This window comes from Streptomyces flaveolus (assembly GCF_044765825.1).
In the GTDB taxonomy this organism is placed as follows: domain Bacteria; phylum Actinomycetota; class Actinomycetes; order Streptomycetales; family Streptomycetaceae; genus Streptomyces; species Streptomyces flaveolus.
The window spans coordinates 617203-643284 of record NZ_JBIWKU010000003.1; the positions used below are offsets into that span (position 1 = coordinate 617203).

Annotated in this window: 19 protein-coding genes and 1 riboswitch; of the genes, 10 read left to right on the plus strand and 9 right to left on the minus strand. The window is 73.3% G+C overall.

The annotated features are described in order from the left end of the window. Positions 1 to 127: 127 nt before the first annotated feature. The 4 genes from ACIRG6_RS12355 to ACIRG6_RS12370 all read right to left on the minus strand — a co-directional run bounded on the left by ACIRG6_RS12355 (position 128) and on the right by ACIRG6_RS12370 (position 6052). Positions 128 to 1102 carry a hypothetical protein gene (locus ACIRG6_RS12355; protein ID WP_403322355.1) on the minus strand — a complete coding sequence of 325 codons (975 nt, stop codon included), beginning with the start codon at positions 1100 to 1102 and terminating at the stop codon, positions 128 to 130. Between the two features lie 142 nt (positions 1103 to 1244). Further along, positions 1245 to 2414, minus strand: a complete 1170-nt coding sequence (locus ACIRG6_RS12360) for a vWA domain-containing protein (RefSeq protein WP_403322358.1) — start codon at positions 2412 to 2414, stop codon at positions 1245 to 1247. Further along, positions 2411 to 4822 carry a DUF5682 family protein gene (locus tag ACIRG6_RS12365; RefSeq protein ID WP_364676528.1) on the minus strand — a complete coding sequence of 804 codons (2412 nt, stop codon included), beginning with the start codon at positions 4820 to 4822 and terminating at the stop codon, positions 2411 to 2413. Before ACIRG6_RS12365 ends, ACIRG6_RS12360 begins: the two co-directional genes overlap by 4 nt. A 96-nt stretch (positions 4823 to 4918) precedes the next feature. Further along, positions 4919 to 6052, minus strand: coding sequence for an ATP-binding protein (locus tag ACIRG6_RS12370; protein ID WP_403322361.1), 1134 nt, complete (start codon positions 6050 to 6052; stop codon positions 4919 to 4921). Positions 6053 to 6195: 143 nt separating this feature from the next. Here ACIRG6_RS12370 and ACIRG6_RS12375 point away from each other — a divergent pair, with 143 nt between their 5' ends. Together ACIRG6_RS12375 and ACIRG6_RS12380 are read left to right on the plus strand one after the other, a co-directional pair. After that, complete coding sequence (locus ACIRG6_RS12375) at positions 6196 to 7551, plus strand: SWIM zinc finger family protein (protein ID WP_403322362.1); 1356 nt, start codon at positions 6196 to 6198, stop codon at positions 7549 to 7551. Positions 7552 to 7574: 23 nt separating this feature from the next. Beyond that, a complete protein-coding gene (locus tag ACIRG6_RS12380; RefSeq protein ID WP_364676519.1) occupies positions 7575 to 9194 on the plus strand; it encodes a DUF5691 domain-containing protein in 1620 nt (539 codons plus the stop codon). A gap of 507 nt (positions 9195 to 9701) precedes the next feature. Here the strand turns inward: ACIRG6_RS12380 and ACIRG6_RS12385 are convergent. Further along, entirely contained in the window at positions 9702 to 10118 is a 417-nt protein-coding gene (locus ACIRG6_RS12385) for a cobalamin B12-binding domain-containing protein (RefSeq protein WP_189229072.1), read from the minus strand. A gap of 496 nt (positions 10119 to 10614) precedes the next feature. Here ACIRG6_RS12385 and ACIRG6_RS12390 point away from each other — a divergent pair, with 496 nt between their 5' ends. Both ACIRG6_RS12390 and ACIRG6_RS12395 read left to right on the plus strand, forming a co-directional pair. Further along, positions 10615 to 11619, plus strand: coding sequence for an esterase/lipase family protein (locus ACIRG6_RS12390; protein WP_434092333.1), 1005 nt, complete (start codon positions 10615 to 10617; stop codon positions 11617 to 11619). A 272-nt stretch (positions 11620 to 11891) separates the two neighbouring features. Continuing rightward, positions 11892 to 13505 carry a peptidoglycan DD-metalloendopeptidase family protein gene (locus ACIRG6_RS12395; protein ID WP_403322366.1) on the plus strand — a complete coding sequence of 538 codons (1614 nt, stop codon included), beginning with the start codon at positions 11892 to 11894 and terminating at the stop codon, positions 13503 to 13505. Positions 13506 to 13582: 77 nt separating this feature from the next. Here the strand turns inward: ACIRG6_RS12395 and pcrA are convergent, their stop codons facing one another. Further along, a complete protein-coding gene (gene pcrA, locus ACIRG6_RS12400; RefSeq protein ID WP_403322368.1) occupies positions 13583 to 16072 on the minus strand; it encodes a DNA helicase PcrA in 2490 nt (829 codons plus the stop codon). Between the two features lie 230 nt (positions 16073 to 16302). After that, positions 16303 to 16475, plus strand: a riboswitch (cyclic di-AMP (ydaO/yuaA leader). A gap of 8 nt (positions 16476 to 16483) precedes the next feature. Between pcrA and ACIRG6_RS12405 the strand changes: the two genes are divergently transcribed. Together ACIRG6_RS12405 and ACIRG6_RS12410 are read left to right on the plus strand one after the other, a co-directional pair. Then, positions 16484 to 17680 carry a C40 family peptidase gene (locus ACIRG6_RS12405; protein WP_403322371.1) on the plus strand — a complete coding sequence of 399 codons (1197 nt, stop codon included), beginning with the start codon at positions 16484 to 16486 and terminating at the stop codon, positions 17678 to 17680. A gap of 26 nt (positions 17681 to 17706) precedes the next feature. Then, entirely contained in the window at positions 17707 to 18717 is a 1011-nt protein-coding gene (locus tag ACIRG6_RS12410) for a tellurite resistance/C4-dicarboxylate transporter family protein (RefSeq protein ID WP_364676506.1), read from the plus strand. On the opposite strand, the gene ACIRG6_RS12415 is transcribed toward ACIRG6_RS12410, so the two are convergent. Continuing rightward, positions 18695 to 19048, minus strand: coding sequence for a hypothetical protein (locus ACIRG6_RS12415; RefSeq protein ID WP_318214098.1), 354 nt, complete (start codon positions 19046 to 19048; stop codon positions 18695 to 18697). The genes ACIRG6_RS12410 and ACIRG6_RS12415 overlap by 23 nt on opposite strands. 315 nt (positions 19049 to 19363) lie before the next feature. On the opposite strand from ACIRG6_RS12415, the gene ACIRG6_RS12420 reads away from it, so the two are divergent. Then, a complete protein-coding gene (locus ACIRG6_RS12420) occupies positions 19364 to 20413 on the plus strand; it encodes a C40 family peptidase (protein ID WP_403322374.1) in 1050 nt (349 codons plus the stop codon). Positions 20414 to 20723: 310 nt separating this feature from the next. Then, positions 20724 to 22265 (plus strand): pectate lyase family protein, encoded by a 1542-nt coding sequence (locus tag ACIRG6_RS12425; RefSeq protein ID WP_403322377.1) that lies wholly within the window; start codon positions 20724 to 20726, stop codon positions 22263 to 22265. Positions 22266 to 22296: 31 nt separating this feature from the next. Here the strand turns inward: ACIRG6_RS12425 and ACIRG6_RS12430 are convergent, their stop codons facing one another. Both ACIRG6_RS12430 and ACIRG6_RS12435 read right to left on the minus strand, forming a co-directional pair. Further along, positions 22297 to 23016 (minus strand): LuxR C-terminal-related transcriptional regulator, encoded by a 720-nt coding sequence (locus tag ACIRG6_RS12430; protein WP_225637711.1) that lies wholly within the window; start codon positions 23014 to 23016, stop codon positions 22297 to 22299. Beyond that, complete coding sequence (locus ACIRG6_RS12435; RefSeq protein ID WP_239765516.1) at positions 23013 to 24305, minus strand: PspC domain-containing protein; 1293 nt, start codon at positions 24303 to 24305, stop codon at positions 23013 to 23015. Before ACIRG6_RS12435 ends, ACIRG6_RS12430 begins: the two co-directional genes overlap by 4 nt. Before the next feature lie 180 nt (positions 24306 to 24485). Here ACIRG6_RS12435 and ACIRG6_RS12440 point away from each other — a divergent pair, with 180 nt between their 5' ends. Both ACIRG6_RS12440 and ACIRG6_RS12445 read left to right on the plus strand, forming a co-directional pair. Next, positions 24486 to 25901 (plus strand): PspC domain-containing protein, encoded by a 1416-nt coding sequence (locus ACIRG6_RS12440; protein WP_403322380.1) that lies wholly within the window; start codon positions 24486 to 24488, stop codon positions 25899 to 25901. Further along, entirely contained in the window at positions 25888 to 26079 is a 192-nt protein-coding gene (locus ACIRG6_RS12445) for a hypothetical protein (protein WP_239765514.1), read from the plus strand. Before ACIRG6_RS12440 ends, ACIRG6_RS12445 begins: the two co-directional genes overlap by 14 nt. The last annotated feature ends 3 nt before the right edge of the window (positions 26080 to 26082 follow it).

Sequence of the window (26082 nt, forward strand, 5' to 3'; positions counted from 1 at the left end):
ACCCACGGCTTGGGGTACGTACGGCTCCGGCGGCTTCCGTCCCGGGACAGGGGAAGGCGTCCCGGACGGGCGGGCGGGCTCTCCACACCCGCGCGGCAGATCCGCGGCGGGAGGGAGGGCGCCTGTCCTAGGCCGGAGAGACGGGAATGTCCCGGTACCGCTCCCGGGGCTCGGGCGCGTCGGCGTGTGCGACGGCGCCGGGCACGAGCCGGACCGGTACCTGGTGGTGCGGGGCGATCGCGTGGGCGTCACCGTGGCGCGGCGCGGCACCGTCGGCGCCCGCGCCGGTCCCGAGCGCACCGTCGGCGTCCCCGGCGGGCGCCTGGCGGGCGGGGGTGTGGACGGTGGGCCCCGAGGTGACGCCACGGGGGTCGTCGTGCGCCGTGAAGCGCGTCTCGCCGTCCCCGTCGAGCCTCGGCCCGTACGCGACCGCGACGGTCGCCGCGTCTGCCGGAGCGTCGGAGGCAGAGCGGCTGTCGGTGCTGTCGGCTTCGGTGGCGCCGGCGCCGGCGTCCGGAGCGGTCGGCGGCGCGGTCGCGGGGTCCGGTTGCTGGTCACCCGGGACCGGCCGCACAGGCAGTTCGGGCAGGTCGGATCCGTCGGGCAGGCCGGAGACGTCCGGCAGCGTCGACAGCGGCGGCGACGAGGGGACCGGGGGCAGGGAGGGCGACGGCTGCGGCAACGCCTCCAGCGGCGGCACCTCGGCCGGCACGGCCGCCCCGAGCTCCTCGGTCACCGCTCCCACCACGTCACCGACCGGCCGCACGACCTCGTCCGTCACGGTGCGGACGACGTGACCGGTCACCGGGCGGAGGACGTCCCGTACCGCCGGACCGGCGGTACGGCCGGGCCGGGAGTCCGGTGCGGCGGGGGGCGCCTCGGCAGCGGGGGACGCCTGCGCGAGCTCCACCGGAACGACGTCCAGCACCCTGCCCACGGCATCCGGCACCGACGGCCCGCCCTCGGCCGCCTGCGCCCGCTCCCCGCAGACCACACCGAGCAGGAACAACCCGCCCACCAGCAGCGCCAGGCGCAGCGCACGCCACCCGGCCGCCGTGCGCATCACGCGCAGAGCGGCTCCGGGCAGGGCTGCTGACGGCATCAAGGGGGAGTTTCCTCCGGTGCGGCGAACGGACGCGCGATCCTCGCACGGGACTCCGGAGGTTGCGCAAGCTCCCCGTTACCGATGGGTAGTCATGTCCGTTTTGCCGCACGGAAACGGGCCACCGTACATCGACATGTCGTCACCCGGCGTCCGGTACCGGCAGGGGCCGTCTCTCGATCGCCGCCGCCATCACCTCCGGGAAGAGATCCGGCGTGCAGGCGAAGGCCGGCGTGTCCAGCGCGGCGAGCGCCGCCGCGTGCTCCCGGTCGTACGCGGGCGCCCCCTCGTCGGACAGGGCCAGCAGCGTCACGAACTGCACCCCCGCCGCCTTCATCGCCGCGACCCGCTTGAGCATCTCGTTGCGTATGCCTCCCTCGTACAGGTCGCTGATCAGCACGACCACCGTCTCCGAGGGCCGGGTGATCTGCGACTGGCAGTAGGCCAGCGCCCGGTTGATGTCCGTGCCGCCGCCCAGCTGCACGCCGAAGAGCACGTCCACCGGATCGTCGAGCTGATCGGTGAGGTCGACGACCGCGGTGTCGAAGACGACCAGCCGGGTGTCGATCGACGGCATGGAGGCCAGTACCGCCCCGAACACCGAGGCGTGGACGACGGACGCCGCCATCGACCCCGACTGGTCGATGCAGAGGATGACCTCCTTCTTCACCGACCGCGACGCCCGCCCGTAGCCGACGAGCCGCTCCGGCACCACCGTCCGGTACTCGGGCAGGTAGTGCTTGAGGTTGGCGGCGATCGTGCGGTTCCAGTCGATGTCGTGGTGGCGTGGCCGGCCGATCCGTGCGCTGCGGTCGAGTGCGCCGGTGAGGGTGGCCCGGGTGCGGGTGGCGAGCCGCTTCTCCAGGTCCTCGACGACCTTGCGGACGACGGCCCGGGCCGTCTCCTTCGTCTCCTCCGGCATCGCCTTGTTGAGGGACAGCAGCGTGCCGACGAGGTGGACGTCTGCCTCCACGGCCTCGAGCATCTCCGGCTCCAGCAGCAGGGAGGCGAGGCCCAGCCGGTCGATGGCGTCCCGCTGCATGACCTGCACCACGGAGGACGGGAAGTAGGTCCGTATGTCCCCCAGCCAGCGCGCCACGGACGGGGCGGAGGCCCCGAGCCCCGCCGAACGGTCCCGTCGCGTCCCCGGTCTGCCGCTGTTCCCGTAGAGCGCGGTGAGTGCCCCGTCCATCGCGGCGTCCCGTCCGGACAGCGCGCATCCGGTGCCGTCGGCCGTGTCGCCGCCGAGGACGAGCCGCCACCGCCGCAGCCGCTCCCCCGCCGGGTCCGTCCCGGCACGCTCGGTCGTCATGCGTCCACCCCCACGAGATCGTTGTCCTTCGCGTCCAGGCCGAGCAGGAGGCGGACCACCGGCAGCACGGCGTCCGCGCGTGCGGTGTCGAGCACGGCGGCGAAGCCGGGTACGGACGAGCCGGCCGTCGTCACGGCACCCCGCCCCTCCGGTCCGCGCCGGACCAGCTCACCGAGGGTGCGGCGCACCCCCGGTTCGTAGGCCGAGAAGGTGCGTCGCAGCAGCGGCAGCACGTCCGTGAACGCGTCCGCCGGTACGCCGGTCAGCCAGGCATCGACCAGGGCGAGCAGCCGCTCGTCGTGCACGAGGAGCATCCCTCCCCCGGAGCCGCCTCCGACGAAGCCCTCGATCCATGCCGCCGCGTCCGCCGGCGGTGTCCCCGGTGAGAGCACGAGCGCCATGTGCCGAGCCGTCTCGTCCGGCGCCAGCGCGCCGTCGTCCAGCAGGAGCCGCACGGCGCGGCCCCGGACGACGCCCGCCACGGTGTCCCGCGCGGACAGCGCCCGCAGCACCGCCTGCCAGCGGGGCCGCAGATCGCCGTGGCCGGGCGCGGGGTCGTCGCCGAGCAGGCCCACCGCTGCGTGCACGGCGTCCACGTGACGCCGCATCTCCTCGGCGGCGTCGGCGTCCAGCGCGGCACAGGCCGCGGGGAGGCCGACGAAGACCCGCTCGGCGAGCCCCGCGGCGACCTCGGCCAGCGCGCCGGTGTCGGTGCCGCGGACGTCGCCGTAGCGCAGCGCGCGGACGAGGGCGGGCAGGGCCTGGGCGAGGTGGCCGACGTCGGTGTCGAGCGCGGCCCGGTCGGTGAGGACCCGCATCACCGTGGGGAGCGCGTCCGGCAGTCCGGCCGGCAGGCAGCGCTCGGCGAGCGCGGTGACCTCGGCGAGCCCTTGGGCGGTGACGGCGTCCGCCTCGGCCTTGGCGGTCGCGGCGGCGAGCACGGTCGTGCCCCACACCCCGGCCTCGGCCACCCGCACGGACAGCTCGGGCTCCCACCGCAGCCGCCAGGTCTCCCGGAACGTGCCCGTGCTGCCCCGCGAGCCGGCCGGCTCGCCCCATCCGATGCCGAGCAGCCGCAGCCGGTGCAGCAGTCTGCTGCGTCCGGCGTCGGTCTCCTTGCGCAGGTCGAGCTCCAGCTCCCGCTCCCGCGCCTCCGGTCTGAGCCGCAGCCGTCGCTGGATCCCCGCGAGGTCGCGCTGCAACGGCACCGCGGGCGCCCCCGCCGGCACCTCTCCCAGCACGTCCCCGACGACCAGCCGGTCGTGCACCAGGGCCAGCGGCACGTCCGAGCCCTCGCACATCACCGCCCGTACGGCGTCCGTCGTCTCGCTCAGCCCGGGCAGCGGACGGCCCCGCATCACCGCGAGGGTCCCGGCCAGCCGTACCGCCTCGATGACGTGGGCCGAGGAGACGATCCGGCCCTCCTCCCGCAGCAGTCCGGCCACCTTGGTCAGCCAGCGTTCGACGGGCCGGTCCGGGGCACTGAACAGATGCCCGTACCAGCCGGGCGAGTCGATGCCCGCCCCGTATCCACTGGCCCGGGACAGCCTGCGGTGGGTCCAGGGCACCCAGGTCATGTCGGTCCTGGCCTTGGGCAGCCCCTTCAGCAGGGCCCGGTCGGCGGCGACGGTGGTCCTGCGGCGCAGCGCGGGCACGTGCCAGGCCCCGCACACCACGGCCACGCCCGCCTCGAACTCGCGCCGCGCGGCCCGCACCTGGAGCCGCATGTACGCCTCCCGGACGAGATCCCGGTCGCGCCCGCCGTCCCGCTCCGTCTCCCGCAGCGCCCCCATGGCCTCTTCCAGTGCGGTGAACGGCGCGAACGCGTCCCCCTCTCCGGCGCCCCGGTGCTCGACGACGTCCTCCCACCAGCGCTCCGGGTCGTCGTAGCCGGCGGCCTCCGCGAGCACGGCCAGCGGATCGACCCGGACGTCGGCGCCGGCGTCCGGCTCGCGCCCCTCCCCCGGGCCGGTCTCCCCCGTGGCCCCTGCCTCGGGGCGCTGCTCCCCCTCCTCCGGGCTCGTGTCCGGCCGCTCGCTCCCGGGGGCGTCCCACGCCAGCGTGTGGGTGGCCGGGAGGTCGATGAAGCGGGCCGGTACGTCGTGTTCCAGGGCCCAGCGGACGGCCACCCATTCCGGGGAGAACTCGGCGAGCGGCCAGAACACCGAGCGGCCGGGTTCGTCCACGGCATGGGCGAGCAGGGCGACCGGCGGCCGCATGTCCTCGTCGGCGGCCAGCGGAATGAGGGCGTCGGCCTCGGGCGGGCCCTCGATCAGCACGACCCCCGGCCGGGCCGCCTCCAGGGCCGCCCGGACCGCCCGTGCCGATCCCGGCCCGTGATGGCGCACGCCGAGCAGCAGCGGCCCGTCCCCGGGCTCCCACCCGGCTGCCCTGTCAGTGCCCGTCACGCCGTCCCCCTCGCCTCCTGGACCGGGACGAATCCCCGTCGTCCCCCGTCGGGCCGGTGACCGCGAGGGCCGCCCGCGACCGCGTCCGCACGCCGTTCACGCGCTCACCTCCCGGCAGGCCCGGTAGAAGTCCTTCCAGCCGTCCCGCTCGCGGACGACGGTCTCCAGGTACTCCTGCCAGATGACGCGGTCGGCCGCCGGGTCGCGGACGACGGCGCCGAGGATGCCGGCGGCGACGTCACCGGAGCGCAGCACTCCGTCGCCGAAGTGGGCGGCCAGCGCGAGGCCGCTGGTGACGACGGAGATGGCCTCGGCCGTCGACAGGGTGCCGCTGGGCGACTTCAGCTTGGTGCGCCCGTCGGCCGTCACCCCGTCGCGCAGCTCGCGGAAGACGGTGACGACCCGCCGGATCTCGTCGATGCCGTCGGGCGCGGCCGGCAGGTCGAGGGACCGGCCGATCTGGTCGACACGGCGCGTGACGATGTCGACCTCCGCCCCGGCGCTCTCCGGCAGCGGCAGCACCACGGTGTTGAAGCGGCGGCGCAGGGCGCTGGACAGGTCGTTCACCCCCCGGTCGCGGTCGTTGGCGGTGGCGATCAGGTTGAAGCCGCGGACCGCCTGCACCTCCTGGCCCAGCTCCGGTATCGGCAGCGTCTTCTCCGACAGGATGGTGATGAGCGTGTCCTGCACATCGGCCGGAATACGGGTCAGCTCCTCGACCCGGGCGGTCATGCCCTCCGCCATGGCCCGCATGACCGGACTGGGCACCAGGGCGTCGCGGCTGGGGCCGTGGGCGAGCAGCCGCGCGTAGTTCCAGCCGTAGCGGATGGCTTCTTCGGGGGTGCCGGCCGTGCCCTGCACCAGCAGGGTCGAGTCGCCGCTGACGGCGGCGGCGAGGTGCTCGGACACCCACGTCTTCGCGGTCCCGGGCACGCCGAGCAGGAGCAGCGCGCGGTCGGTGGCCAGGGTGGTGACGGCGACCTCGACGATGCGGCGCGGTCCCACGTACTTCGGGGTGATCACCGTGCCGTCGGGCAGTGTGCCGCCGAGCAGATAGGTGGCGACGGCCCACGGCGACATCTTCCAGCGGGCCGGGCGCGGGCGGTCGTCCTGCGCGGCCAGCGCGGCGAGTTCGGTCGCGAAGGTGTGCTCGGCGTGCGGCCGCAACGCCTCCGCGGCGGCCCCGTTCCGGGTCGGATCGACGGACGTCGGTTCTGCGGACACAGACATGGCGGAGTCCCCCTCCAGCTCGGCCGGTTCGGTCTGGCACCAACCGTGCACCACACCACTGACAATCGCTCTGACCTGCACAAACGACCCGTCGGGCGCTCTCCCGGAGTCGATTGTCAGTGGCACGATCTACCTTCGAGGACATGACTCAGCAGGGGGTGCGCTGGACCGCGGACCAGGTGCTGGCACTGGCACCTGACGCCGCGTCGCGCAAAGCGGGCAGCAAACTCGGCGCGGCCGGGCCGTGGTCCGACACGGGGAGTTCCGACGACGGGACGTTGTGGGGGTGGTGCAAGGGCAGCGGGAGCAAGCCGTACCAGACGGCCGTCGACGTCTCGGACGTGTCCGGGGCGGCGTACACGTGCAGTTGTCCCAGCCGGAAGTTCCCGTGCAAGCACGCGCTCGGGCTGCTGCTTCTGTGGGCGGGCGACCCCGGCGCGGTGCCGCGGGCCGAGGCACCGGACTGGGCTCAGGGGTGGATCACGGGCAGACGCGAGCGCGCGAAGGAGAAGGAGGCGGGGGGTTCTCCCGATGCCGCGGGCGGGACCGGGGACCGCGAGGCGGCGCGGCGCCGGGCGGAGCGCCGCGCCGAGCGGATCACCGCGGGCGCGACGGAGCTGGAGCAGCGCCTGGCGGACCTGCTGCGCGACGGCCTGGCCGGCGCCGAACAGGCGGGGTACGCGCTGTGGGAGGAGACCGCGGCCCGCATGGTCGACGCCCAGGCGCCGGGACTGGCGGCCCGGGCACGCGAGTTGGGCGCCCTGCCGTCGTCGGGTCCCGGCTGGCCGGTCCGGCTGCTGGAGGAGTGCGCCCTGCTCCACCTCCTCGACCAGGGCTGGCTGCGCCGCGAGGGGCTCCCGGACCCGCTGGCGGCGACGGTCCGTTCCCGGGTCGGCCTGCCGGCGTCGGCGGACGGTCCGCCGCTGCGGGACCGCTGGCTGGTCCTCGCCCAGTACGACACGGCGGACGCGCGGCTGACGACCCGGCGTATCTGGCTGTACGGCGCCGAGTCGGAGCGCACGGCGCTGCTCCTCTCCTACGGGGCCGCCGGCCGGTCCCCGGAGCTCGCCCTTCCGGTGGGTCTGACGCTGGAGGCGGAGGTGTCCTACTACCCGGGCGCGGTCGGGCAACGGGTCGCCCTCGGCACACGGTTCGCCGCTCCGGCGTGGACGGAGACCCGCCCACCGGGAATGACGACCTCCCAGGCGGCCGTCCGCTACGGCGAGGCCCTCGGCGCCGACCCGTGGCTGGAGTCGGTCCCGGTGACCCTGGGCCGGGTCGTGCCCGTACCGGACGGCGACTCCTGGCAGCTGGCGGACGCCGACGAGGACACGGCGCTGCCCCTCACCCCCGCGGCCAGCAACCGCCCCGGCCTGTGGCGCCTGGTCGCCCTGGCGGGCGGCAGGCCGGTCACGGTCTTCGGCGAGTGCGGCCACCGGGGCTTCACCCCGCTGACGGCCTGGCCCGGCGGACCGGGCCCGGCGGTGACGCTGTGCTGACGCACCCCACGGAAGGGAACCGCATGACCCGGACGCCCGCTCCGGAGGCGCCCCTGCCGGGCGCCTGGGAGGACCTCGTCACCTCGGCGCTGCTCGGCACGCAGCGGCGCACCCCCCGGGGCAGTGAGCCCGGCCGGGACGCACCGGCGGCGCTGCTGGACGCCGCGGCCGTGGAAACCGTCCGCAGACGCGCCGGACTTTCCCCGGCCCGTGCGGCCCGGCGTCCGGAGCCGGCCCCCGACGACGACCGTCCGCCGCTGCCGGCCGCGGCCGCCCGCCGGCTCACGATGCTCCTCACCGACCGCCCCGGAACGGCGGGCGGCGGGCGCAGAGGCACGGCACCCGATCTGATGGAGCTGCTGCCCCAGTGGCTGGCGACGGCGAACGCCCGCGGTTTCGCGGCGCCGCCCGAGGCGCTTCCGGCCCTGCTGGACGCGGCCCGGGGGCGCACGGACCTGCGCCCGGCGGCGCTGGCCTTCGCGGGGCCGCGCGCCCTGTGGCTGGCCCGGCTGAATCCGGACTGGCGGTTCGCCCTGCGCGCGACGCCGGGCGGCGGCACCGCGCTGCCCGGCCCCGAGGCGACGGAGCGGATCCGGCAGCTGTGGCAGGAGGGCCTGTTCGCCGAGCGCGTCGCCCTGCTCGCGTCCCTGCGCTCCCGCGATCCGGCCGCCGCCCGCGACCTGCTGGTGTCCACCTGGGCGACGGAGCGGGCCGAGGACCGGCTGATGTTCCTCGACTCCCTGCGGACGGGGCTGGCGCCGGCGGACGAGCCGTTCCTGGAGCAGGCGCTGGCCGACCGCAGCCGCAACGTGCGGGCGACGGCGGCGGAGCTGCTGTCGGCGCTGCCGGAATCGGCACTGGCCGCGCGGATGGCGGCGCGCGCCCTGACGTGCGTGTCGCTGGACCGCACCACGGACCGGCCGGCGATCACCGTGGAGGCGCCGCACGAGTGCGACGCGGGCATGGAGCGGGACGGGGTCGTGCCCAAGCCGCCCGCGGGGCGGGGTGAACGGTCCTGGTGGTTCGGCCAGTTGGTGGAGGCGGCACCGCTCGGGGCCTGGCCGGCCCGGCTGGGCGGGCGTACACCGGAGGAGATCGTCGCGCTGCCCGTGACGGACGACTGGCAGGGCGAACTGCACGCGGCGTGGTGCCGGGCGGCGGTACGGCAGCGGGACGCCGCGTGGGCGCGGGCGCTGCTGGGAGCGCCTACGGCGCCGGAGGCCGGCGGCCCCGGCGCGGTGTCGCTGGCCGAGCGGGCCAAGCTGCTCGGCACGCTCAGCGGGGGCGAACGGGCCGAGTGGGTCGCCGGGTTCATCGCGACGCACGGTCTGTCCGAGGCGTTCCAGCTGCTCGGCATGTGCGGGGTGCCGTGGGCTCCGCCGCTCGGACGCGCGGTGGTCGACGCGCTGAACATCGCTCGGGACGCCGGGAGTTACCCCTGGAGCTTCAGCGGCGTCATGGGCCTGGCCGAGCGCTGCCTCGACCCCTGTGAGGCGGGCCGGCTGGACGGACTGCTGGCGATACCGGACGAACCGGAGGACGCGTCGCCGGGGGCGGGCGGGTACTGGGCGGAGGCATTCCAGCGCCTGGTCACGACGCTGCGGCTGCGCGCGGCGATGACCGAGGAGTTGGGGGCGGTCTAGGGGAGCGCGGCACTGAAGCCGGGCCGGTACAGCCGCACGGGACACACGGTCGGGCATACCCGACGGTGCCACGGGCGCAGAGGACAGCACACGGCCCGACGGCGGGCGTCCGTCCGCCTCGGCCCGGCGACGCAGGCGGCGCCGAAGACGTACGCGGGCGCCCCGCCCGGGGCGATGTGCGCAGTCAGGTGCGTCGACCGACGCCGCGGCCCGCAAGCCGGGGCTCGCGCCGTCCGGCACACCCGACGGCACCGAAGCCCGAAATGGGGCGCGCGGCCCGGCACCTCCGCCCGCACCACGCGGCCCGCGAGCCAGGAGCACGGCCCGGCGCACCTGACGGCGCCACGGTCGGAGGCGGGGCGTGCGGCACTACGGCCCGAGGGGGGGACGCAGACGCTCGGTCCCGTCACCCGACGTGCCGTCACTCCGGCGCACGCCGCACGCCCCTGTGCGCCACTCTCGGGGGACGTGCGCCGGGGACCGTACCCGGCCGGCCGAGCGGAGCGGTTACGCCTCCGCCGGTTCCCGCACGTTCGCCCGTACCCAGTCCACGATCGACGCCGTCGTCGCGCCGGGGGTGAAGATCTCCGCGACGCCCTTCTCCTTCAGCGGGGCGATGTCCGCCTCGGGGATGATCCCGCCGCCGAAGACCAGGATGTCCGCCGCGTCCCGCTCCCGGAGCAGGTCGATCACGGCGGCGAAGAGCGTGTTGTGCGCACCGGAGAGGATGGACAACCCGATCGCGTCGGCGTCCTCCTGGATCGCGGTGTCCACGATCTGCTCGGGTGTCTGGTGGAGGCCGGTGTAGATGACCTCCATACCGGCGTCGCGCAGGGCCCGCGCGATCACCTTGGCCCCGCGATCGTGGCCGTCGAGCCCCGGCTTGGCCACCACCACGCGGATCGGACCGGCTGCCACACCCATCACTGCCTCCATGAAGCGACTACATCCATCCGTACCGACAAGTACCGCACACATCACCCGTGCCCGTACACAGGAGCACGGTGCGCAGGGGTCGCACATTTCCGCACCAAGTGCGCGAAGTGCGCCATTGCGGTACAGACACCCCGCACCATGCCGTCCGGGGGAAGTGAACGAACGTTATCGCCAGCATCCCGCAACCGGCAGTTTCGTGGTGGAGACAGAGGGGGAAATCACACGGTGGGACATGTTCGCCGCGCACCGCCGCAGGGACCGCGGAGTGAACACGCGCACGGAGAGCCGCAGCGAGGGCAGGACGGGACGGGGCAGCCGCAGGCCTCGTCGCCGTATCCAACGGCACCGGAGGGCACAGAGCCCACCGCACTGGCACACTGGTTACGTAAACCTCGCAAACACCACCCATCACTGGTGTCACGGCTCTCCACGAGGGCACACGGGGACAGAGGCGTTCCTCCGCGTGCCGACAGGAGGTCGGCCCATGAAGGTCACGACGGCAGCACTGCCCCTTCCCCCGTTCTGTCAGCGATTTCTGCCCGCACTCCCGGCGATCCCGGCGCTCACCGCCCTGCCGGGGCTCCCAGGACTCCCGGGAATGTCTGCGCTGACCGGCTTTTCGGGCCTCTCCGGCCTTGCCGGGCTTCCCGGCAGGGTGACGGGGCTCTCCACGGCCCTCCTGAAGGCGACGGTCCTGGAGGCCGCGATCCTCGCCGGGCATCTCCTCCTCTACCCCTCCGGCATCGTCCAGGAGCGCCGGTGCGTCCCCGGGCCGTCCCGTGCGGTCTCCCGGGACCCGAAGTCCTCCACCGCGCCCACCGCACAGCTGCCGGGCCCCACCAGCCCCCCGGTCGTCCTGCTGCACGGTTTCATCGACAACCGCTCGGTCTTCCTCCTCCTGCGCCGCAGCCTGGCCCAGCACGGCAGGCAACAGATCGAGTCGCTGAACTACTCACCGCTGACCTGCGACATCCGCTGTGCCGCCGAGCTGCTCGGCCGGCACATCGAGGAGATCTGCGAGCGCACGGGCAGTGACCGCGTGGACGTCGTCGGGCACAGCCTCGGCGGGCTGATCGCCCGGTACTACGTGCAGCGCCTCGGCGGTGATCTGCGCGTCCGGACGCTCGTGACGCTCGGTACCCCGCACGCGGGCACCCGGGTGGTACCCCTGGCGAACGCCCACCCGATCGTGCGCCAGATGCGCCCCGGTTCGGCGGTGATCGAGGAGCTGGCGCTGCCTGCGCCCGGCTGCCGCACCCAGTTCGTCAGCTTCTGGAGCGACCTGGACCGCGTGATGGACCCGCTGGAGACGGCCTGTCTCGACCACCCCGACCTGACCGTCCAGAACGTCCGGGTGAGCGGCATCGGCCACCTGGCCCTGCCCGTGCACCCCGCCGTGGCCACCGGGATCCGGCAGGCGCTCGACACGCCCGGGCCGGATGCGGGCACGGCGGCCGACAGCCGTTCGGGCGGACTCACCGTCGCCTGAGGGCGGAACACTCACCCGATCGGCCGCCGAAACGGCCTCCGAAGCCCCCGCCGAGGCGCTCACCACGGCCGCGATCACCGCGACACACCCAGGTCAAAGTCGAACAAACGTCGAACACAAAGCCAAACTCGCGCCCGCCGTCCCCCAAAACACGGCCGATTGCCCGTTTCCTGCGGGAGCGAAACCTGCAGAAGATTGTCGCGCCCGCATACCGCCGGGTACAGTCGCCGCACTGCTCTGGCAGCCCTGTTGTCGAGGCGAAAGAGAAGTTGGTGAACGACCGTCACCCGTCGGGGGGCATGACCACCCCGGCCTCGGCTTCCGACGCCGACCCGGCGCACTACGCGCCGTACGGCACCGGTGAAGCCCAGTACGGCGACCTCACCACGTACGGCGGCTACGACGCCACCGGTTTTGCCACCGGACCCCACGCCACGGCGACCTTCGCCGCGGATCCGCTCTTCGGCAGCCTCCCGGACCAGAACACGGGCGGCTACGACACCACCGGCTCGTACGACACCACGGGCGCCTACGCCGCCACCGGAACGTACGACTCCACCCAGTGGGCCACCGGCAGCCACCAGACGCTGCACCACGACGCCTACGCGGCCCAGCACCACGCCGCCTACGACACCGGCGCCTATGACACGACCACGTGGACGGCAGCCGGTCAGCAGCCCGTCATGGTGCCGGCGCAGGCGACGAGCGTCGAAGCGACGGGCCAGTGGGACACGGCCGCCTGGGCCCAGCCCGACCAGTCCGGCGATCCCGCCGACGGGACCCAGCAGTGGGACTGGGGCACCCAGACCTTCACCACGGGGACGTTCGCACCAGCGGCCTTCGAGACCGGCACCTTCGATACAGGGGCCTTCGAAGCCGTGGCCTTCGGCACCGGCACCTTCGACACCGGCGCCTACGACGCCACGCAGTGGAACTCGGACGGCTCGGCGCAGGACACCGCGGCGCAGGACTCCGCGACCGACACCCCTCCGGCCCCGGCCGAGGAACCCGCCCCGCGCGACGACGGGTTGACCGCCACCGGCGAACTCCCCGCCGTGGCCCCTCTGCTGGAGGAGCAGGAAGAGGTCGTCCCGGCCCCCCGGATCCCGGCCGCGCGCACCGCCTCGCGGGGCGGGTCGCGTTCCCGCCGGCGCCAGCCGGCCAAGCGCTCGGCACTGATGACCATCGCCGTCCCCTCGGCCTGCGTGATGAGCGTCGCCGGCATCGCCGCGGCCTCCGTCGGCGGTCTGAGCGGCGAGGACGGCAAGGAGACCACGGCGGCGGACGCGGCCGACACGGGCGCCGCGCCGGTGAAGCCGTCCACCGCCAACAACAAGCTGGACACGCAGCTCGCGAGCCTCTCCGCCGGCGCCGACGACTTCGCCGACCGGGCCAGCCGGACGCAGGAGCGCATCGACCTCAAGGCCGAGCAGGCGGCGGAGAAGAAGCGGGCGGCGCAGGAAGCGGCCCGCAAGGAGCGGCTGCGCCCCAAGTTCGCGCTCCCGGTCGAACAGCACGGGCTCAGCGCCTACTACGGCCAGGCCGGCATCAACTGGATGTCCGCCCACACCGGCATCGACTTCCCCGTGACGTACGGCACGAAGGTGATGGCGGTGACCGACGGCACGGTGCGTACGCAGTACAACGTCGCGTACGGGAACATGCTGATCCTGACCGCGAAGGACGGCACGGAGACCTGGTACTGCCACCTCTCCAGTTACCAGGTTCCCTACGGCGCGAAGGTCAAGGCCGGCGACCCGATCGCGCTCTCCGGCGACACGGGGAACTCGACCGGACCACACCTGCACTTCGAGGTGCGGCCGTCCGGTGGAGGGGCGATCGACCCGCTCCCGTGGCTGCGCAGCCACGGTCTCGACCCGCAGTGACGGAGTAACGTCTCAGTAGCCCGCCGTGAGCCCCGTCCACCGACGGGGCTCACCCGCTGAGCGCTCTCGGCACCTGCTCAGAGCTTCTCCACCGGCGCGTACCGCAGCAGCAGCCGCTTCGGCTTGGTGTCCCCGAAGTCGATCGTCGCCTCCGCGTTCCCCCCGGTGCCCTTGACCCCGACCACCGTGCCGAGCCCGAACTGGTCGTGCGTGACACGGTCGCCGACCGCGAGCGAGACCGTCGGCTTCTCGGAGGCGGACCGGCGCGTGGCGAAGCCGGAAGCACCCGACGCCGAGGAGCGGGACCGGGACGACGACAGCGAGGCCGCCACTCCCGAGACCGGCGCGGAGGGCGCGGGCCCGTTGGCACCGGTGCGCTTCCACTCCAGGTGGGGTGCCGGGATCTCCTCGAGGAAGCGCGAGGGCGGGTTGTACGACGGCTGCCCCCAGGCGCTGCGCAGCGTGGACCGGGTCAGGTAGAGCCGCTCCCGCGCACGCGTGATGCCGACGTAGGCCAGGCGGCGCTCCTCCTCCAGCTCCTTGGCCTGGCCGAGGGCGCGCATGTGCGGGAAGACGCCGTCCTCCATGCCGGTGAGGAAGACGACCGGGAACTCCAGGCCCTTGGCGGTGTGCAGGGTCATCAGGGTGACGACGCCGTCGCCGTCCTCCTCGTCGGGGATCTGGTCGGAGTCGGCGACCAGCGCGACCCGCTCCAGGAAGTCGGCCAGCGTGCCGGCGCTCTCCCCCTCGGCCTCGGCCCGCTCCTGCTCGAACTCCAGGGCGACGGCGGCGAGTTCCTGGAGGTTCTCGATGCGGGTCTCGTCCTGCGGGTCGGTGGAGGACTGCAACTCGGCGAGGTAGCCGGTGCGTTCGAGGATGGCCTCCAGCACGGTCGCCGGTCCGGCGCCGGACTCGACGATCGTGCGGAGGTCCTCCATGAGCGCGTTGAACCGCTTGACGGCGTTCGCGGAGCGCGCGGCCATGCCGTACGCCTCGTCCACGCGGCGCAGCGCCTGCGGGAAGCTGATCTTCTCCCGCTGGGCGAGCGCGTCGATCATCGCCTCGGCGCGGTCGCCGATGCCGCGCTTGGGGACGTTGAGGATGCGGCGCAGCGGCACCGAGTCCTCGGGGTTGGCCAGCACGCGCAGGTAGGCCAGGACGTCCCGGACCTCCTTGCGCTCGTAGAAGCGGACGCCGCCGACGACCTTGTAGGGCAGGCCGACGCGGATGAACACTTCCTCGAAGACACGGGACTGGGCGTTGGTGCGGTAGAACACGGCGACGTCACCGGCCCGGGCCTCGCCCGCGTCCGTGAGGCGGTCTATCTCGTCGGCGACGAACTGGGCCTCGTCGTGCTCGGTGTCGGCGACGTACCCGGTGATCTGCGAACCCGCGCCCTGGTTGGTCCACAGGTTCTTGGGGCGGCGGGACTCGTTGCGCTCGATGACCGCGTTGGCCGCGCTCAGGATCGTCTGGGTGGAGCGGTAGTTCTGCTCCAGCAGGATCGTCGTCGCGTCCGGGTAGTCCTCCTCGAACTGGAGGATGTTGCGGATGGTGGCGCCGCGGAAGGCGTAGATCGACTGGTCGGCGTCGCCCACGACGCACAGCTCGGCGGGCGGGACCTCGGCCTCGGGCGGCACGTCGACGGGGTGCTCCGAGGTGCCGACGAGCTCGCGCACGAGGGCGTACTGGGCGTGGTTGGTGTCCTGGTACTCGTCGACCAGGACGTGCCGGAAGCGGCGGCGGTAGTGCTCGGCGACGTCCGGGAAGGCGCGGAGCAGGTTGACCGTGGTCATGATCAGGTCGTCGAAGTCGAGGGCGTTGGCCTCGCGCAGCCGCGACTGGTAGAGGGCGTAGGCCTGGGCGAGGGTCTTCTCGAAGCCGTCGGCGGCCTGGGCGGCGAAGTCCTCCTCGTCGATCAGCTCGTTCTTGAGGTTGCTGATCTTGGCGCTGAAGGACTTGGGCGGGAAGCGCTTGGGGTCGAGGTCCAGGTCGCGGCAGACCAGCGCCATCAGGCGCTTGGAGTCGGCGGCGTCGTAGATCGAGAACGACGACGTGAAGCCGAGCCTCTTGGACTCGCGGCGCAGGATGCGGACGCACGCGCTGTGGAAGGTCATCACCCACATCGCGTTCGCGCGCGGGCCGACGAGCTGCTCGACGCGCTCCTTCATCTCGCCCGCGGCCTTGTTGGTGAAGGTGATCGCGAGGATCTGCCCGGGGTGGACGCCCCGCTCGCCCAGCAGGTGGGCGATGCGGTGGGTGAGCACCCGGGTCTTGCCGGAGCCGGCGCCGGCCACGATGAGCAGCGGGGAGCCGGAGTGCACGACGGCGGCGCGCTGGTTGTCGTTGAGCCCCTCCAGGAGCGCGGCCGGGTCCACGACGGGGCGCGGGGCGCCGTCCCGGTAGTACGGGTCCCGCTCCGGCGGCGCGTCGAACTTCCCGCCGAACAGATCGTGCGGAACCGGCTCCGTCACGTGATCGTCCTCGGGCGGCGGCGGAGGTTCCTCCTCGTGACCGCGCGGGGTCTGGAGGCTCGCCAGGAAGCTGTCGTCAAAGAGGCTGCTCATCGCTCTCCGAGTCTAGGGCGCCCCACCGACAACCGGCTGCCACCCCGGAAAATGGCCCGCATCGCGGAGATCGGGACTCTCGGATCAGGCGCTATCACACGGAGTGACCCTCGCGCCGAAGGTCACGAAAATGTATCGGGCATATCACCCGGCAACCTTCCCAGGCACCGCACGAGTTGGCTACGGTGCCGGACAGGTCGCACGTCCCCTCCGGCGAACGTCGCCGGGCCGCGCGGCCTCCGCCGAGTCCGGCGTGCCGTACGGCGCCCGGAGCCGGGGACCCGACCGAATTCCTGGGGTGAATCGGCCACCCGCCCTCGACGAGGGCGGCGCCGTAGGGCAATCCTTCCGAACCACCGCCCGAACCCGACAGCTAACCCGGTAGGCGGAGCACGGAAGGAGTCGCCTCCCTTGGCGTCGCACCGCAAGTCGCGCCCCACCGGTACGCGCGTAGCAGGCATACGGACCCCCGCCCTCGCCACGGCGGCCCTCACCTCCGTCGCCCTGCTGTCCCAGACGGCCGACGCCGTACCGTCGGACGACAGGCCCACCCTCGAAGAGGTCGAGAAGAAGGTCGACGACCTCTACCGCCAGGCCGGGTCGGCGACCGAGAAGTACAACGCGGCGAAGGAGAGGACCGCGAAGCAGCGCGAGCGCGTCGACACCCTCCTCGACGACGTCGCCAAGCGCACCCAGAAGCTCAACGAGGCCCGCGACGAGCTGGGCTCCTACGCCTCCGCGCAGTACCGCACGGGCGGCCTGGTCCCGTCGACCGCGACCTTCCTGCTCGCGGACTCGCCGCAGGACTACGTCGACCAGAGCCAGCTGATGAACCGGCTCACCGGGCGCCAGAAAGACGCGGTCGACGACTACGTCACCCAGCAGTCCGAGACGATGAAGAAGCGCCGGGAGGCCACCGAGAGCCTCGAGACGCTCACCGACTCGCAGAACGACCTGAAGCAGGCCAAGGCCACGGTCCAGAAGAAGCTCACCACCGCGCGCGAGCTGCTGTCGACGCTGACCGCCGAGGAGAAGGCCCGGCTCGCGGCGATCGAGAAGAAGAAGCAGGAGGAGGCCGCCCGCAAGGCCGCCGAGCTGGCCCGGCAGCAGGCGCGGGAGCGGGAGCGGCAGGAGCAGGCCGCCCAGCAGGAGAACGACACCTCGACAGGTTCCTCCGGCTCCGCCGGCACCTCCGGTTCGGCCTCGGACGGCACGGGAAGCGGCTCCTCCGCGCCGGACCCCTCGTACGGTACCAAGGCCGGGAAGGCGCTCGCCTTCGCCCGCGCCCAGATCGGCAAGCCGTACGTCTGGGGCGCCACGGGTCCCGGCTCCTACGACTGCTCCGGTCTCACCCAGGCCGCCTGGAAGGCCGCGGGCGTGACGCTCCCGCGCACCACCTACGACCAGGTCGAGTCCGGCACGACGGTCTCCGTCTCCCAGGCGCAACCCGGTGACCTGGTCTTCTTCTACGACGACATCAGCCACGTCGGCATCTACATCGGCAACGGCATGATGATCCACGCCCCGAAGCCGGGCGCGTACGTCCGCGAGGAGTCGGTCTACTACGACGGCGAGTCGTCGATCCACAGCGTGGTGCGCCCGGCCTGACGCGCGGCGCTCTCTAGCATCGACCCATGTCATCCGGCACTCGTCACCCTCTGCGCGCCTGGTGGGCGCAGCGTCCGCCGGCGGCCGGGGCCGCGGTGATGGCGACCGGCATCCTGTCGGTCGGCCTGCACCTGACGCACCACGAGTTGCTGTCCCGCATCGCGCTGGTGCTCGCCTGCGCCGCGTGGCTGGCGCTCGCGGTGAACTTCGTCTCCCTGCTGCTGTCCGACCGGGGGAAGTGGGTGACGCAGGCGGGGACGCCGGGCGCGCTGACGGCCGTCGCCGCGACGACGGTGCTCGGCACCCGTTTCTCGCTGCTCGGCTGGACGGCCCTGGCGGCGGCGCTGCTGGCACTGGCCGCTCTGCTGTGGCCGGGGCTGCTGCTGGTGGTCGTGCAGCACTGGGAGCGGCGGATGCCCGGGGCGGTCTTCCTGGGCTGCGTGGCGACGGAGGGCCTCGCCGTGCTGGGGGCCACGCTGGCCGCGGCCACCTCGACGGCCTGGCTCGCGCACGTGGCGCTGGTGCCGTTCTGGCTGGGGCTCGTGCTCTACGTCATCGCGCTGTTCCGTTTCGACCCGCGGCAGGTGGCCCGCGGCGCCGGGGACCACTGGGTCGCGGGCGGCGCGCTCGCCATCTCGGCGCTCGCGGGGGCCAAGCTGCTCGCCGCGGCAGGCACCGGAACGTACCTGTGGAACGACGACGACGGTGCCGTGCTGCACGACGCGACGGTCGCCCTGCTGGCGCTCGACCTCGCCTGGTACGTCGTCCTGCTCGTCGGCGAGCTCGTGTGGCCCCGCCTCCGCTACGACGTGCGCCGGTGGTCGACCGTCTTCCCCCTCGGCATGACGGCGGCGGCGACGCTGTCCGTCGCCGCCGCCGTGGACGTCCCGTGGCTGGAGGGGCCCGGTCAGGCCCTGGTGTGGATCGCGGTGGCCGCGTGGCTGGCGGTCGCCGTCGGGGCGGTCGCCTCGGCCCGGTCCGGGCTGCGGTCCGCTTCGGCGGGGGCCGCGGGCGTCAGGTCCACAGCACGGCGATGAAGATGTTCACCAGGGTCAGCAGGCCGACGAGGCCGAACAGCGGCTTGTCCACCTTCTCGTCGTCGCGCTTCACGTAGACGAGGCCGAGGATCACGATCAGCACCGCCAGCTTCACGCCGATCTTGACGTTGTCGACCGCGTGGTCCTGGGCCTGGTTGAGGCCGACCAGGACCGCTCCGGTGACCAGCATCGTCAGCGCGCCGTGCAGCATGGCCGGGGTGAAGCGGGCGGTGCCCTGGCCCATCGCCTTCATCTGGGTCAGGAAGCCGCCGAGCAGCGCTCCGATGCCGACGATGTGCAGACCGACGAAGAGGTGGATGAGTACGTCCATGAGGCCGGAGCCTAATCAGCGGCCGGACACGCTCCGACACCGGCCCGCCCGGCCCGAGGGGGCCCGGTCGCATATATGCGCCCCATAGCAGCTCCTCGTCCCCACATGACTCCGATCCGGCACTTCGGTCATCACCCTGCGTGAAGAGGACGGCCTCCTGTCCGGCCCGCGGTCACCTACGGTCGCCCGCCGGTCCGGTACCGCCAGTTCCGCGCAATCCGTCACCGGCTCGTTACCCACCGGCCTAGCGTCCCTCCGCAGACGACCGGTCCGAGCAGCGGCCGGCGCACGGGCACGGAAGGACGTGGATCCCTGGTGGCAGCGCATCGCAGGCCACGGAGGCGCCCCGCGGGCAGCGGCACGGCCGCCCGCACCGCCGTCACGGTCACCCTCGCGGGCGCCGCCACCGCGGCCGGGCTGGCCGGGACCGGGCACGCCGATCCCGAGCCGACGCCGGCGCAGGTCAGGGCCGAGGTCGCCAAGCTGTACCAGGAGGCGGAGGTCGCCACCGAGAAGTACAACGGCGCGAAGGAGAAGGCCGACGCCGCCGAGCGGCGCCTGGAGGAACTGCGGGACGAGGTGGCCCGCAAGGAGGACCGGCTGAACGCGACGCGGGAGACGCTGGGCTCGGTCGCGGCGGCGCAGTACCGCAGCGGCGGCCTCGATCCCGCCCTGCAGCTCGCGCTCTCCGCCGACCCCGACCGGTTTCTGGAGGGCGCCGAGTTCGTCGAGCGGGTGGGCAGCCGGCAGACGGCCGCCGTCGGCCGGGCGCGCAAGGAACTGCGGGACGTCGAGCAGCTGCGCGGGGCCGCCCGGATCGAGCTGGCCTCGCTGTCGTCGCGGCAGGACGAGCTGAAACGGCACCGCACCACCATCACCGACAAGCTGGAGACGGCACGCCGTCTGCTGTCCCGGCTGACGGCCGGGGAACGCGCCGGCCTCACCCCCGGCACGGACCGCGCCACCCGCACGGCGGGCGCCCGCGAAGGCCTGTCGGCTGCCGCCGAGGCGCCGAACTCCCGCGCCGCCGCGGCCGTCGCGTACGCCTACCAGAAGCTCGGCAGCCCCTATGTGTGGGGCGCGACCGGTCCGAACGCCTTCGACTGCTCGGGCCTGACCCAGGCCGCCTACCGGGCCGCCGGGGTCTCCCTCCCCCGCACGACCTACGCCCAGATCGGTGCGGGCCGCCGCGTCTCCCGCGCGGAACTCGTCCCCGGGGACCTGGTCTTCTTCTACTCCGGCATCAGCCACGTCGGCATCTACGTCGGCAACGGGCAGATGATCCACGCCCCGAACCCCTCGGCGCCGGTCCGCCTCGCGCCCGTCGACGCGATGCCGTTCGCGGGGGCCGCGCGGGTGGTGTGAGGCAGGCCGGCGGGAACCGATGCGTGCGCGGACCCTTGCCACGCCAAAGGTCCAGGCCTACTCTCACGATCGGTGAAAGCGCTTTCTCATTTGTCATGCTCAGAACATTCTGGGCCTGTCGACGCCTCTCCCGAGCTGAGCCCGCATACGAGCCGCTGCCACCCGGGCACGTCACCGCACCACGGCACCAGGCACCTGGGGCCTGGAGAAACCGCTTAATGCGCGACAGGCGGCAACTTCCAGGCCCCGCCGAACCACCACAACAGCGAGCGGCGACCGCCGCCGCGCGAAGACGAAAGGCGAGGCGAGAATGAGACGACCAGTCGCCATACGGCTCTCGGCCGCAGTGGGCACGCTGGCCCTGGCGGCCGCGACCACCGCGGTCCTGTCGGCGCCCGAGGCATCGGCCGCGGCCGGCGGCGCCACCGGCTACGCGACCCAGAACGGCGGGACCACCGGCGGCGCGGGCGGGCAGACCGTCCGTGCCACCACGGGCACCGCGATCCACCAGGCCCTGTGCAACCGGGCCTCCAGCAGCACCCCGATCGTCATCCAGGTCGAGGGCACCATCAACCACGGCAACACCAGCCAGGTCTCGGGCGGCAGTTGCAGCACCGCCGCGGACAAGATCGAGCTGAAGAAGATCAGCAACGTCACGATCGTCGGCGTCGGCAGCGGCGCCGTCTTCGACCAACTGGGCATCCACATCCGGGAGTCCAGCAACATCATCATCCAGAACGTGACCGTCCGGAACGTCAAGAAGTCCGGCTCGCCCCTCTCCAACGGCGGTGACGCCATCGGCATGGAGAGCGACGTCCGCAACGTGTGGGTCGACCACGCCACCCTGGAGGCGTCCGGCGGGGAGGCGGAGGGCTACGACGGCCTCTTCGACATGAAGGACAACACCCAGTACGTGACGCTGTCCTACAGCGTCCTGCGCAACTCCGGGCGCGGCGGCCTCATCGGCTCCAGCGAGAGCGACGTCTCCAACGGCTACGTCACCTTCCACCACAACCTGTACGAGAACCTCGACTCCCGCGCGCCCCTCCTGCGCGGCGGCATCGCCCACATCTACAACAACCACTACGTGCACCTGAACGAGTCCGGCATCAACTCCCGGGCCGGGGCGAAGGCCAGGGTCGACAACAACTACTTCGAGGACTCCAAGGACGTCCTCGGCACCTTCTACACCGACGCGGCCGGCTCCTGGCAGGTCAACGGCAACATCTTCGACAACGTGACCTGGTCCGAGCGCGGCGAGGACAACAACCCGGCCGGCCCGAACCCGCAGTCCAACACCAGCGTCTCCATCCCGTACGCGTACAGCCTGGACGACGCGTCCTGCGTGCCCGGCATCGTGAGCCGGACGGCGGGCGCGAACAAGGGTCTCGCGGTGTCGGACGGCAGCTGCTCCGTCCAGTCCCCGGGCCCCACCGACCCGGGACCGGACCCGACCGACCCCACCCCCGGCCCGAGCCAGCCCAGCGGCACCAACCTCAGCCTCGGGGCCGGCGCCGACGGCTCCTCCAAGGCCAGCGGCACGAGCTACGGCAACGTGCGCGACGGCGACCTGAGCACCTACTGGTCACCGGCCGGCTCGACGGGCTCGATCTCCGTCAAGTGGGGCTCCGCGACCAGCGTGTCGAAGGTCGCCATCAAGGAGGCGGCGGGCAGCTCGGGCGCCATCGGCTCCTGGAAGGTCGTCAACGGTGACACCGGCGCCACCCTGACCTCGGGCAGCGGCGCGGGGGTCATCACCTTCCCCGCGACCTCGCTGAAGAAGGTCACCTTCACGATCACCAGCGCGTCGGGCACCCCGAAGGTCGCCGAGTTCGAGACCTACGCCGGATAGCCGGACCGCCCACGAGGACGCCCGCCGGCCGTCACACCAGCCGGCGGGCCGTCGCCCAGCGGGTCAGCTCGTGGCGGTTGGAGAGCTGGAGCTTGCGGAGCACGGCGGAGACGTGGGACTCGACCGTCTTGACGGAGATGTACAGCTGCTTGGCGATCTCCTTGTACGCGTAGCCGCGGGCGATCAGGCGCAGGACCTCGCGCTCCCGCTGGGTGAGGCGGTCGAGGTCCTCGTCGACCGGCGGGGCGTCGGTGGAGGCGAAGGCGTCCAGGACGAAGCCGGCCAGGCGCGGGGAGAAGACCGCGTCGCCCTCCTGGACGCGGAAGACGGAGTCGATCAGGTCGGAGCCGGTGATCGTCTTGGTGACGTAGCCGCGCGCGCCGCCGCGGATCACGCCGATCACGTCCTCCGCCGCGTCCGAGACGGACAGGGCGAGGAAGCGGACGGGCCGCTCGGCGTCCGCCATCAAGGGGGCGCAGCGGCGCAGGACCTCGACACCGCCGCCGCCCGGGAGGTGGACGTCGAGAAGGACCACCTCGGGCCGGGTCGCGGTGATGACGGTGACGGCCTGGTCCACGTCGGCGGCCTCTCCGACGACCTCGACGCCGGTCTGCGCGGTCTGGCCGATCTCGGCCTGGACGCCGGTGCGGAACATGCGGTGGTCGTCGACGAGGACCACGCGCACCCGGCGCTCCCCCGCACCTCCGTCCGCCGGTCCCGCCCCTGCGTTGCCCTCGGTCGCGTCGCTCATGACGTCTTCTCCGCCCTCTCCATCTCCAGCTCGACCTCCGTGCCGCCGTCCGGCACCGCGCGCAGCCGCGCCGTGCCCCCGTTGCGCTCCATGCGGCCGATGATCGATTCCCTGACGCCCATGCGGTCGGCGGGTATCGAGTCGAGGTCGAAGCCGGGGCCGCGGTCCCGCACGGACACGAAGACCGTCCTGCCCTCGACCTCGGCGTAGACCTGAACCGCGCCGCCCTCGCCACCGTACTTGGCGGCGTTCACCATAGCCTCGCGTGCGGCCTGCATCTGTGCGCCGATCCTCTCGTCGAGCGGGCAGTCGCCGACGACGACGACCTCTATGGGCACACCGTGCTTGTCCTCGACCTCCGCGGCATTGCGCCTGACCGCCTCGGCGAGGGTGGTGGGCTCGTCGTCCTCGTCCTTGCCGTTGCCCTCGGGCTTGTAGAGCCAGGCGCGCAGGTCGCGTTCCTGGGCGCGGGCCAGGCGGCGCACCTCGCCCGCGTTCTCCGCGTTGCGCTGGATCAGGGTGAGGGTGTGCAGCACCGAGTCGTGCACATGAGCGGCGACCTCCGCGCGCTCCTGGGCGCGGATGCGCATCAGCCGCTCCTCGGAGAGGTCCTGCGTCATGCGCACCAGGTAGGGGCCGGCGAGGAGCGTGATGCCGACGAGGACGGCGAGCGCGGCCTGCAGTACGGAGCCCAGGTGGGCGGCCGACCCCTGCAGGACGAAGATGCCGGAGACGCCGGCCGTCACCAGCAGGACACCGCCGACCGAGCGCAGCAGCGTGACGGTGCGCCGGTCGCGGCCGACCTCGGCCCAGCGGGCCCGGCGGGCGTTGTCCGCCTGGCGCCAGACGAGGGCGACGCCCGCGCCGACGAGCACGACCGGCCACAGGTAGGCCTTGGCGCCGTTGCCGAGATTCACGTTGCCCACGAAGACCATGGCCACGACGACCATGAGGAGCAGGGCGACGATCTGCCCCTTGTCCGGCTTGCGGGCGACGAGTCTGCGGCGGCCGTCCGGCGAGGTCTCGGCCGTGACCAGGGACGGCGGCTTCTGCGCGTCGACGCCGCCGACACCGAGCGGTACGAAGAACCAGAAGGCCGCGTAGAGCAGCGCACCGAGGCCGTCGGCCATGAACAGGCCGACGAAGACCAGCCGTACCCAGATGACGGGCAGCCCGAGGTGCCCGGCGAGCCCCCGCGCCACGCCACCGAGCCAGCGTCCGTCGCTGCTGCGGTAGAGCTTGCGCGGCGGCCGCGGTTCGAGAAGGGGTGGTGCTGCGGCGTCCGGCATGCCACCGATGGTCACACGGCCGGCCGAGGGGGAGCATCAGGGTCGGCCCCGGAGACTCCCCTGATCTTCGCGCCGCGGCCCCTTCGAACGCTCCCCGGGCGCCGTGTCGGGGCCGATATCAGGGTCCGACCAGGGTCGTACCGGCTGCCGCCACGGCGTCGCGCCCGTCACCATGGAGCCATGACAGATCACGAGCACCCCGCGACGGGCCCGGGACCCGGCTCCGGACCGCGCCCGCCGCGCGGCGCGGGCACGCGGGACGCCGCGGATGCCGGGGATGCCAGGGGGTCCGCGGGCGCCGGCACGGTGGGCACGGACGCTTCGGAGCCTCCCCGCAGGTTCCGCCGCGACCGGCGGCACAAGACGCTCGCCGGGGTGTGCGCCGGGCTCGGGCGGCAGTGCGACATGGATCCGGTGATCTTCCGCATCACGCTCGTGGTGCTGGCCGCGACCGGGGGCCTCGGCCTCCTCTTCTACGGCTTCGCCTGGCTCTTCGTCCCGTACGACGACGAGGACGAGAACGAGGTGCGCAAGCTGCTGACCGGCCGGGTCGACGGCCAGGCCCTGGCGGCCGTGCTGTTCGCGCTGGTCGGCTGCGGAGTGTTCCTGACCATGCTGAACAACGGCGGGGTGCTCTCCTTCGCCGTGATACTTTCCCTCCTCCTCGCGGGGGCGGGCTACTGGTCGCGGCACCGCGGCGCTCCGGGCCCCGACCCGCTCGCCGCCCAGGCCGTCGCCGACGCCCCGCCCGAGGCCAAGGCACCGCCGGTCGCCGTCACCTACCCGTCCTGGTGGCGCGATCCCATAGTCAAGGACGGCACCCACGTCGGCGGCACGGGATACCTGTGGGGCCCCCGGGACTCCCGCGACCGGGACATCGCTGCGGCCGTCAACATCGGGCGCGGCGCGTACCGCGACCGGGACACCCCGGCCGACCCGTCCTCCCGGCGCCCGCAGCCCCGCGGCGCCCACGGCATCGGCGGCTGGATCTTCCTGCTCGCCCTGCTCGCGGGCTTCCTCGGCACCCGCCTGACCTGGGACGAGCATCCGCTCGGCACCAGCCTGCAGACAGGGCTCGCCTGTGCGCTGGCGGTCTTCGGCGTGGGGATCGCCGTCAGTGCGTTCCTCGGCCGTACGGGAGCCGGTTCGGTCTTCCTGGCGATCATCACGGCGGGCCTGCTCGCCGGGTCGGCCGCCCTGCCGAAGGACGCCGGAACCGACTGGACGCGGAGCACCTGGACGCCCACGACCGTCGCCGACGTCCACGAGCAGTACGACGTGGGCACCGGCACCGGCACCCTCGACCTGTCCCGCCTGGACCTGGCGAAGGGACAGACGGTGACCGCCCGGGCCGATGTGGGCGTGGGGCGAATACGGGTGATCGTGCCGCGGGACGTGACCGTGCGGCTGAGCGCCGAGGTGGGCGTGGGCGACATCCAGCTCCCCGGCGAGGACGCGAAGGACGTGGACGTGGCGCCCGGCAAGCACAAGGAGGTCACGCTGCCCCCGGCCAAGGGCGTCAAGGGCACCGGCACGCTCGACCTCGACCTTCAGGTCGGCCTCGGACAGGCGGAGGTGTCCCGTGCTGCGTCATGACTTCCAGCCCGGTCGCCTGGTCGCCGGCGCCTTCCTGACCCTGGCGGGCGTGATCTACGCCGGTGACGCGGGAGGTCTCTGGGACACACCGTGGTTCGTGATCATCCCGGTCGTCACCGGCGGCCTCTGCCTGGCCGGCGCGGTCGGGGTGCTGACCCGGGCGGTACGCCGGCGCTGACGG

What these genes read in the sequence shown, in the direction of transcription:
- ACIRG6_RS12355 (WP_403322355.1), bottom strand. Translation starts at nt 1,102, where the DNA reads ATGCCGTCAGCAGCCCTGCCCGGAGCCGCTCTGCGCGTGATGCGCACG.
- ACIRG6_RS12360 (WP_403322358.1), bottom strand. Translation starts at nt 2,414, where the DNA reads ATGACGACCGAGCGTGCCGGGACGGACCCGGCGGGGGAGCGGCTGCGG.
- ACIRG6_RS12370 (WP_403322361.1), bottom strand. Translation starts at nt 6,052, where the DNA reads ATGTCTGTGTCCGCAGAACCGACGTCCGTCGATCCGACCCGGAACGGG.
- ACIRG6_RS12375 (WP_403322362.1), top strand. Translation starts at nt 6,196, where the DNA reads ATGACTCAGCAGGGGGTGCGCTGGACCGCGGACCAGGTGCTGGCACTG.
- ACIRG6_RS12380 (WP_364676519.1), top strand. Translation starts at nt 7,575, where the DNA reads ATGACCCGGACGCCCGCTCCGGAGGCGCCCCTGCCGGGCGCCTGGGAG.
- ACIRG6_RS12385 (WP_189229072.1), bottom strand. Translation starts at nt 10,118, where the DNA reads ATGGGTGTGGCAGCCGGTCCGATCCGCGTGGTGGTGGCCAAGCCGGGG.
- ACIRG6_RS12390 (WP_434092333.1), top strand. Translation starts at nt 10,615, where the DNA reads ATGAAGGTCACGACGGCAGCACTGCCCCTTCCCCCGTTCTGTCAGCGA.
- pcrA (WP_403322368.1), bottom strand. Translation starts at nt 16,072, where the DNA reads ATGAGCAGCCTCTTTGACGACAGCTTCCTGGCGAGCCTCCAGACCCCG.
- ACIRG6_RS12410 (WP_364676506.1), top strand. Translation starts at nt 17,707, where the DNA reads ATGTCATCCGGCACTCGTCACCCTCTGCGCGCCTGGTGGGCGCAGCGT.
- ACIRG6_RS12415 (WP_318214098.1), bottom strand. Translation starts at nt 19,048, where the DNA reads ATGGACGTACTCATCCACCTCTTCGTCGGTCTGCACATCGTCGGCATC.
- ACIRG6_RS12425 (WP_403322377.1), top strand. Translation starts at nt 20,724, where the DNA reads ATGAGACGACCAGTCGCCATACGGCTCTCGGCCGCAGTGGGCACGCTG.
- ACIRG6_RS12430 (WP_225637711.1), bottom strand. Translation starts at nt 23,016, where the DNA reads ATGAGCGACGCGACCGAGGGCAACGCAGGGGCGGGACCGGCGGACGGA.
- ACIRG6_RS12435 (WP_239765516.1), bottom strand. Translation starts at nt 24,305, where the DNA reads ATGCCGGACGCCGCAGCACCACCCCTTCTCGAACCGCGGCCGCCGCGC.
- ACIRG6_RS12440 (WP_403322380.1), top strand. Translation starts at nt 24,486, where the DNA reads ATGACAGATCACGAGCACCCCGCGACGGGCCCGGGACCCGGCTCCGGA.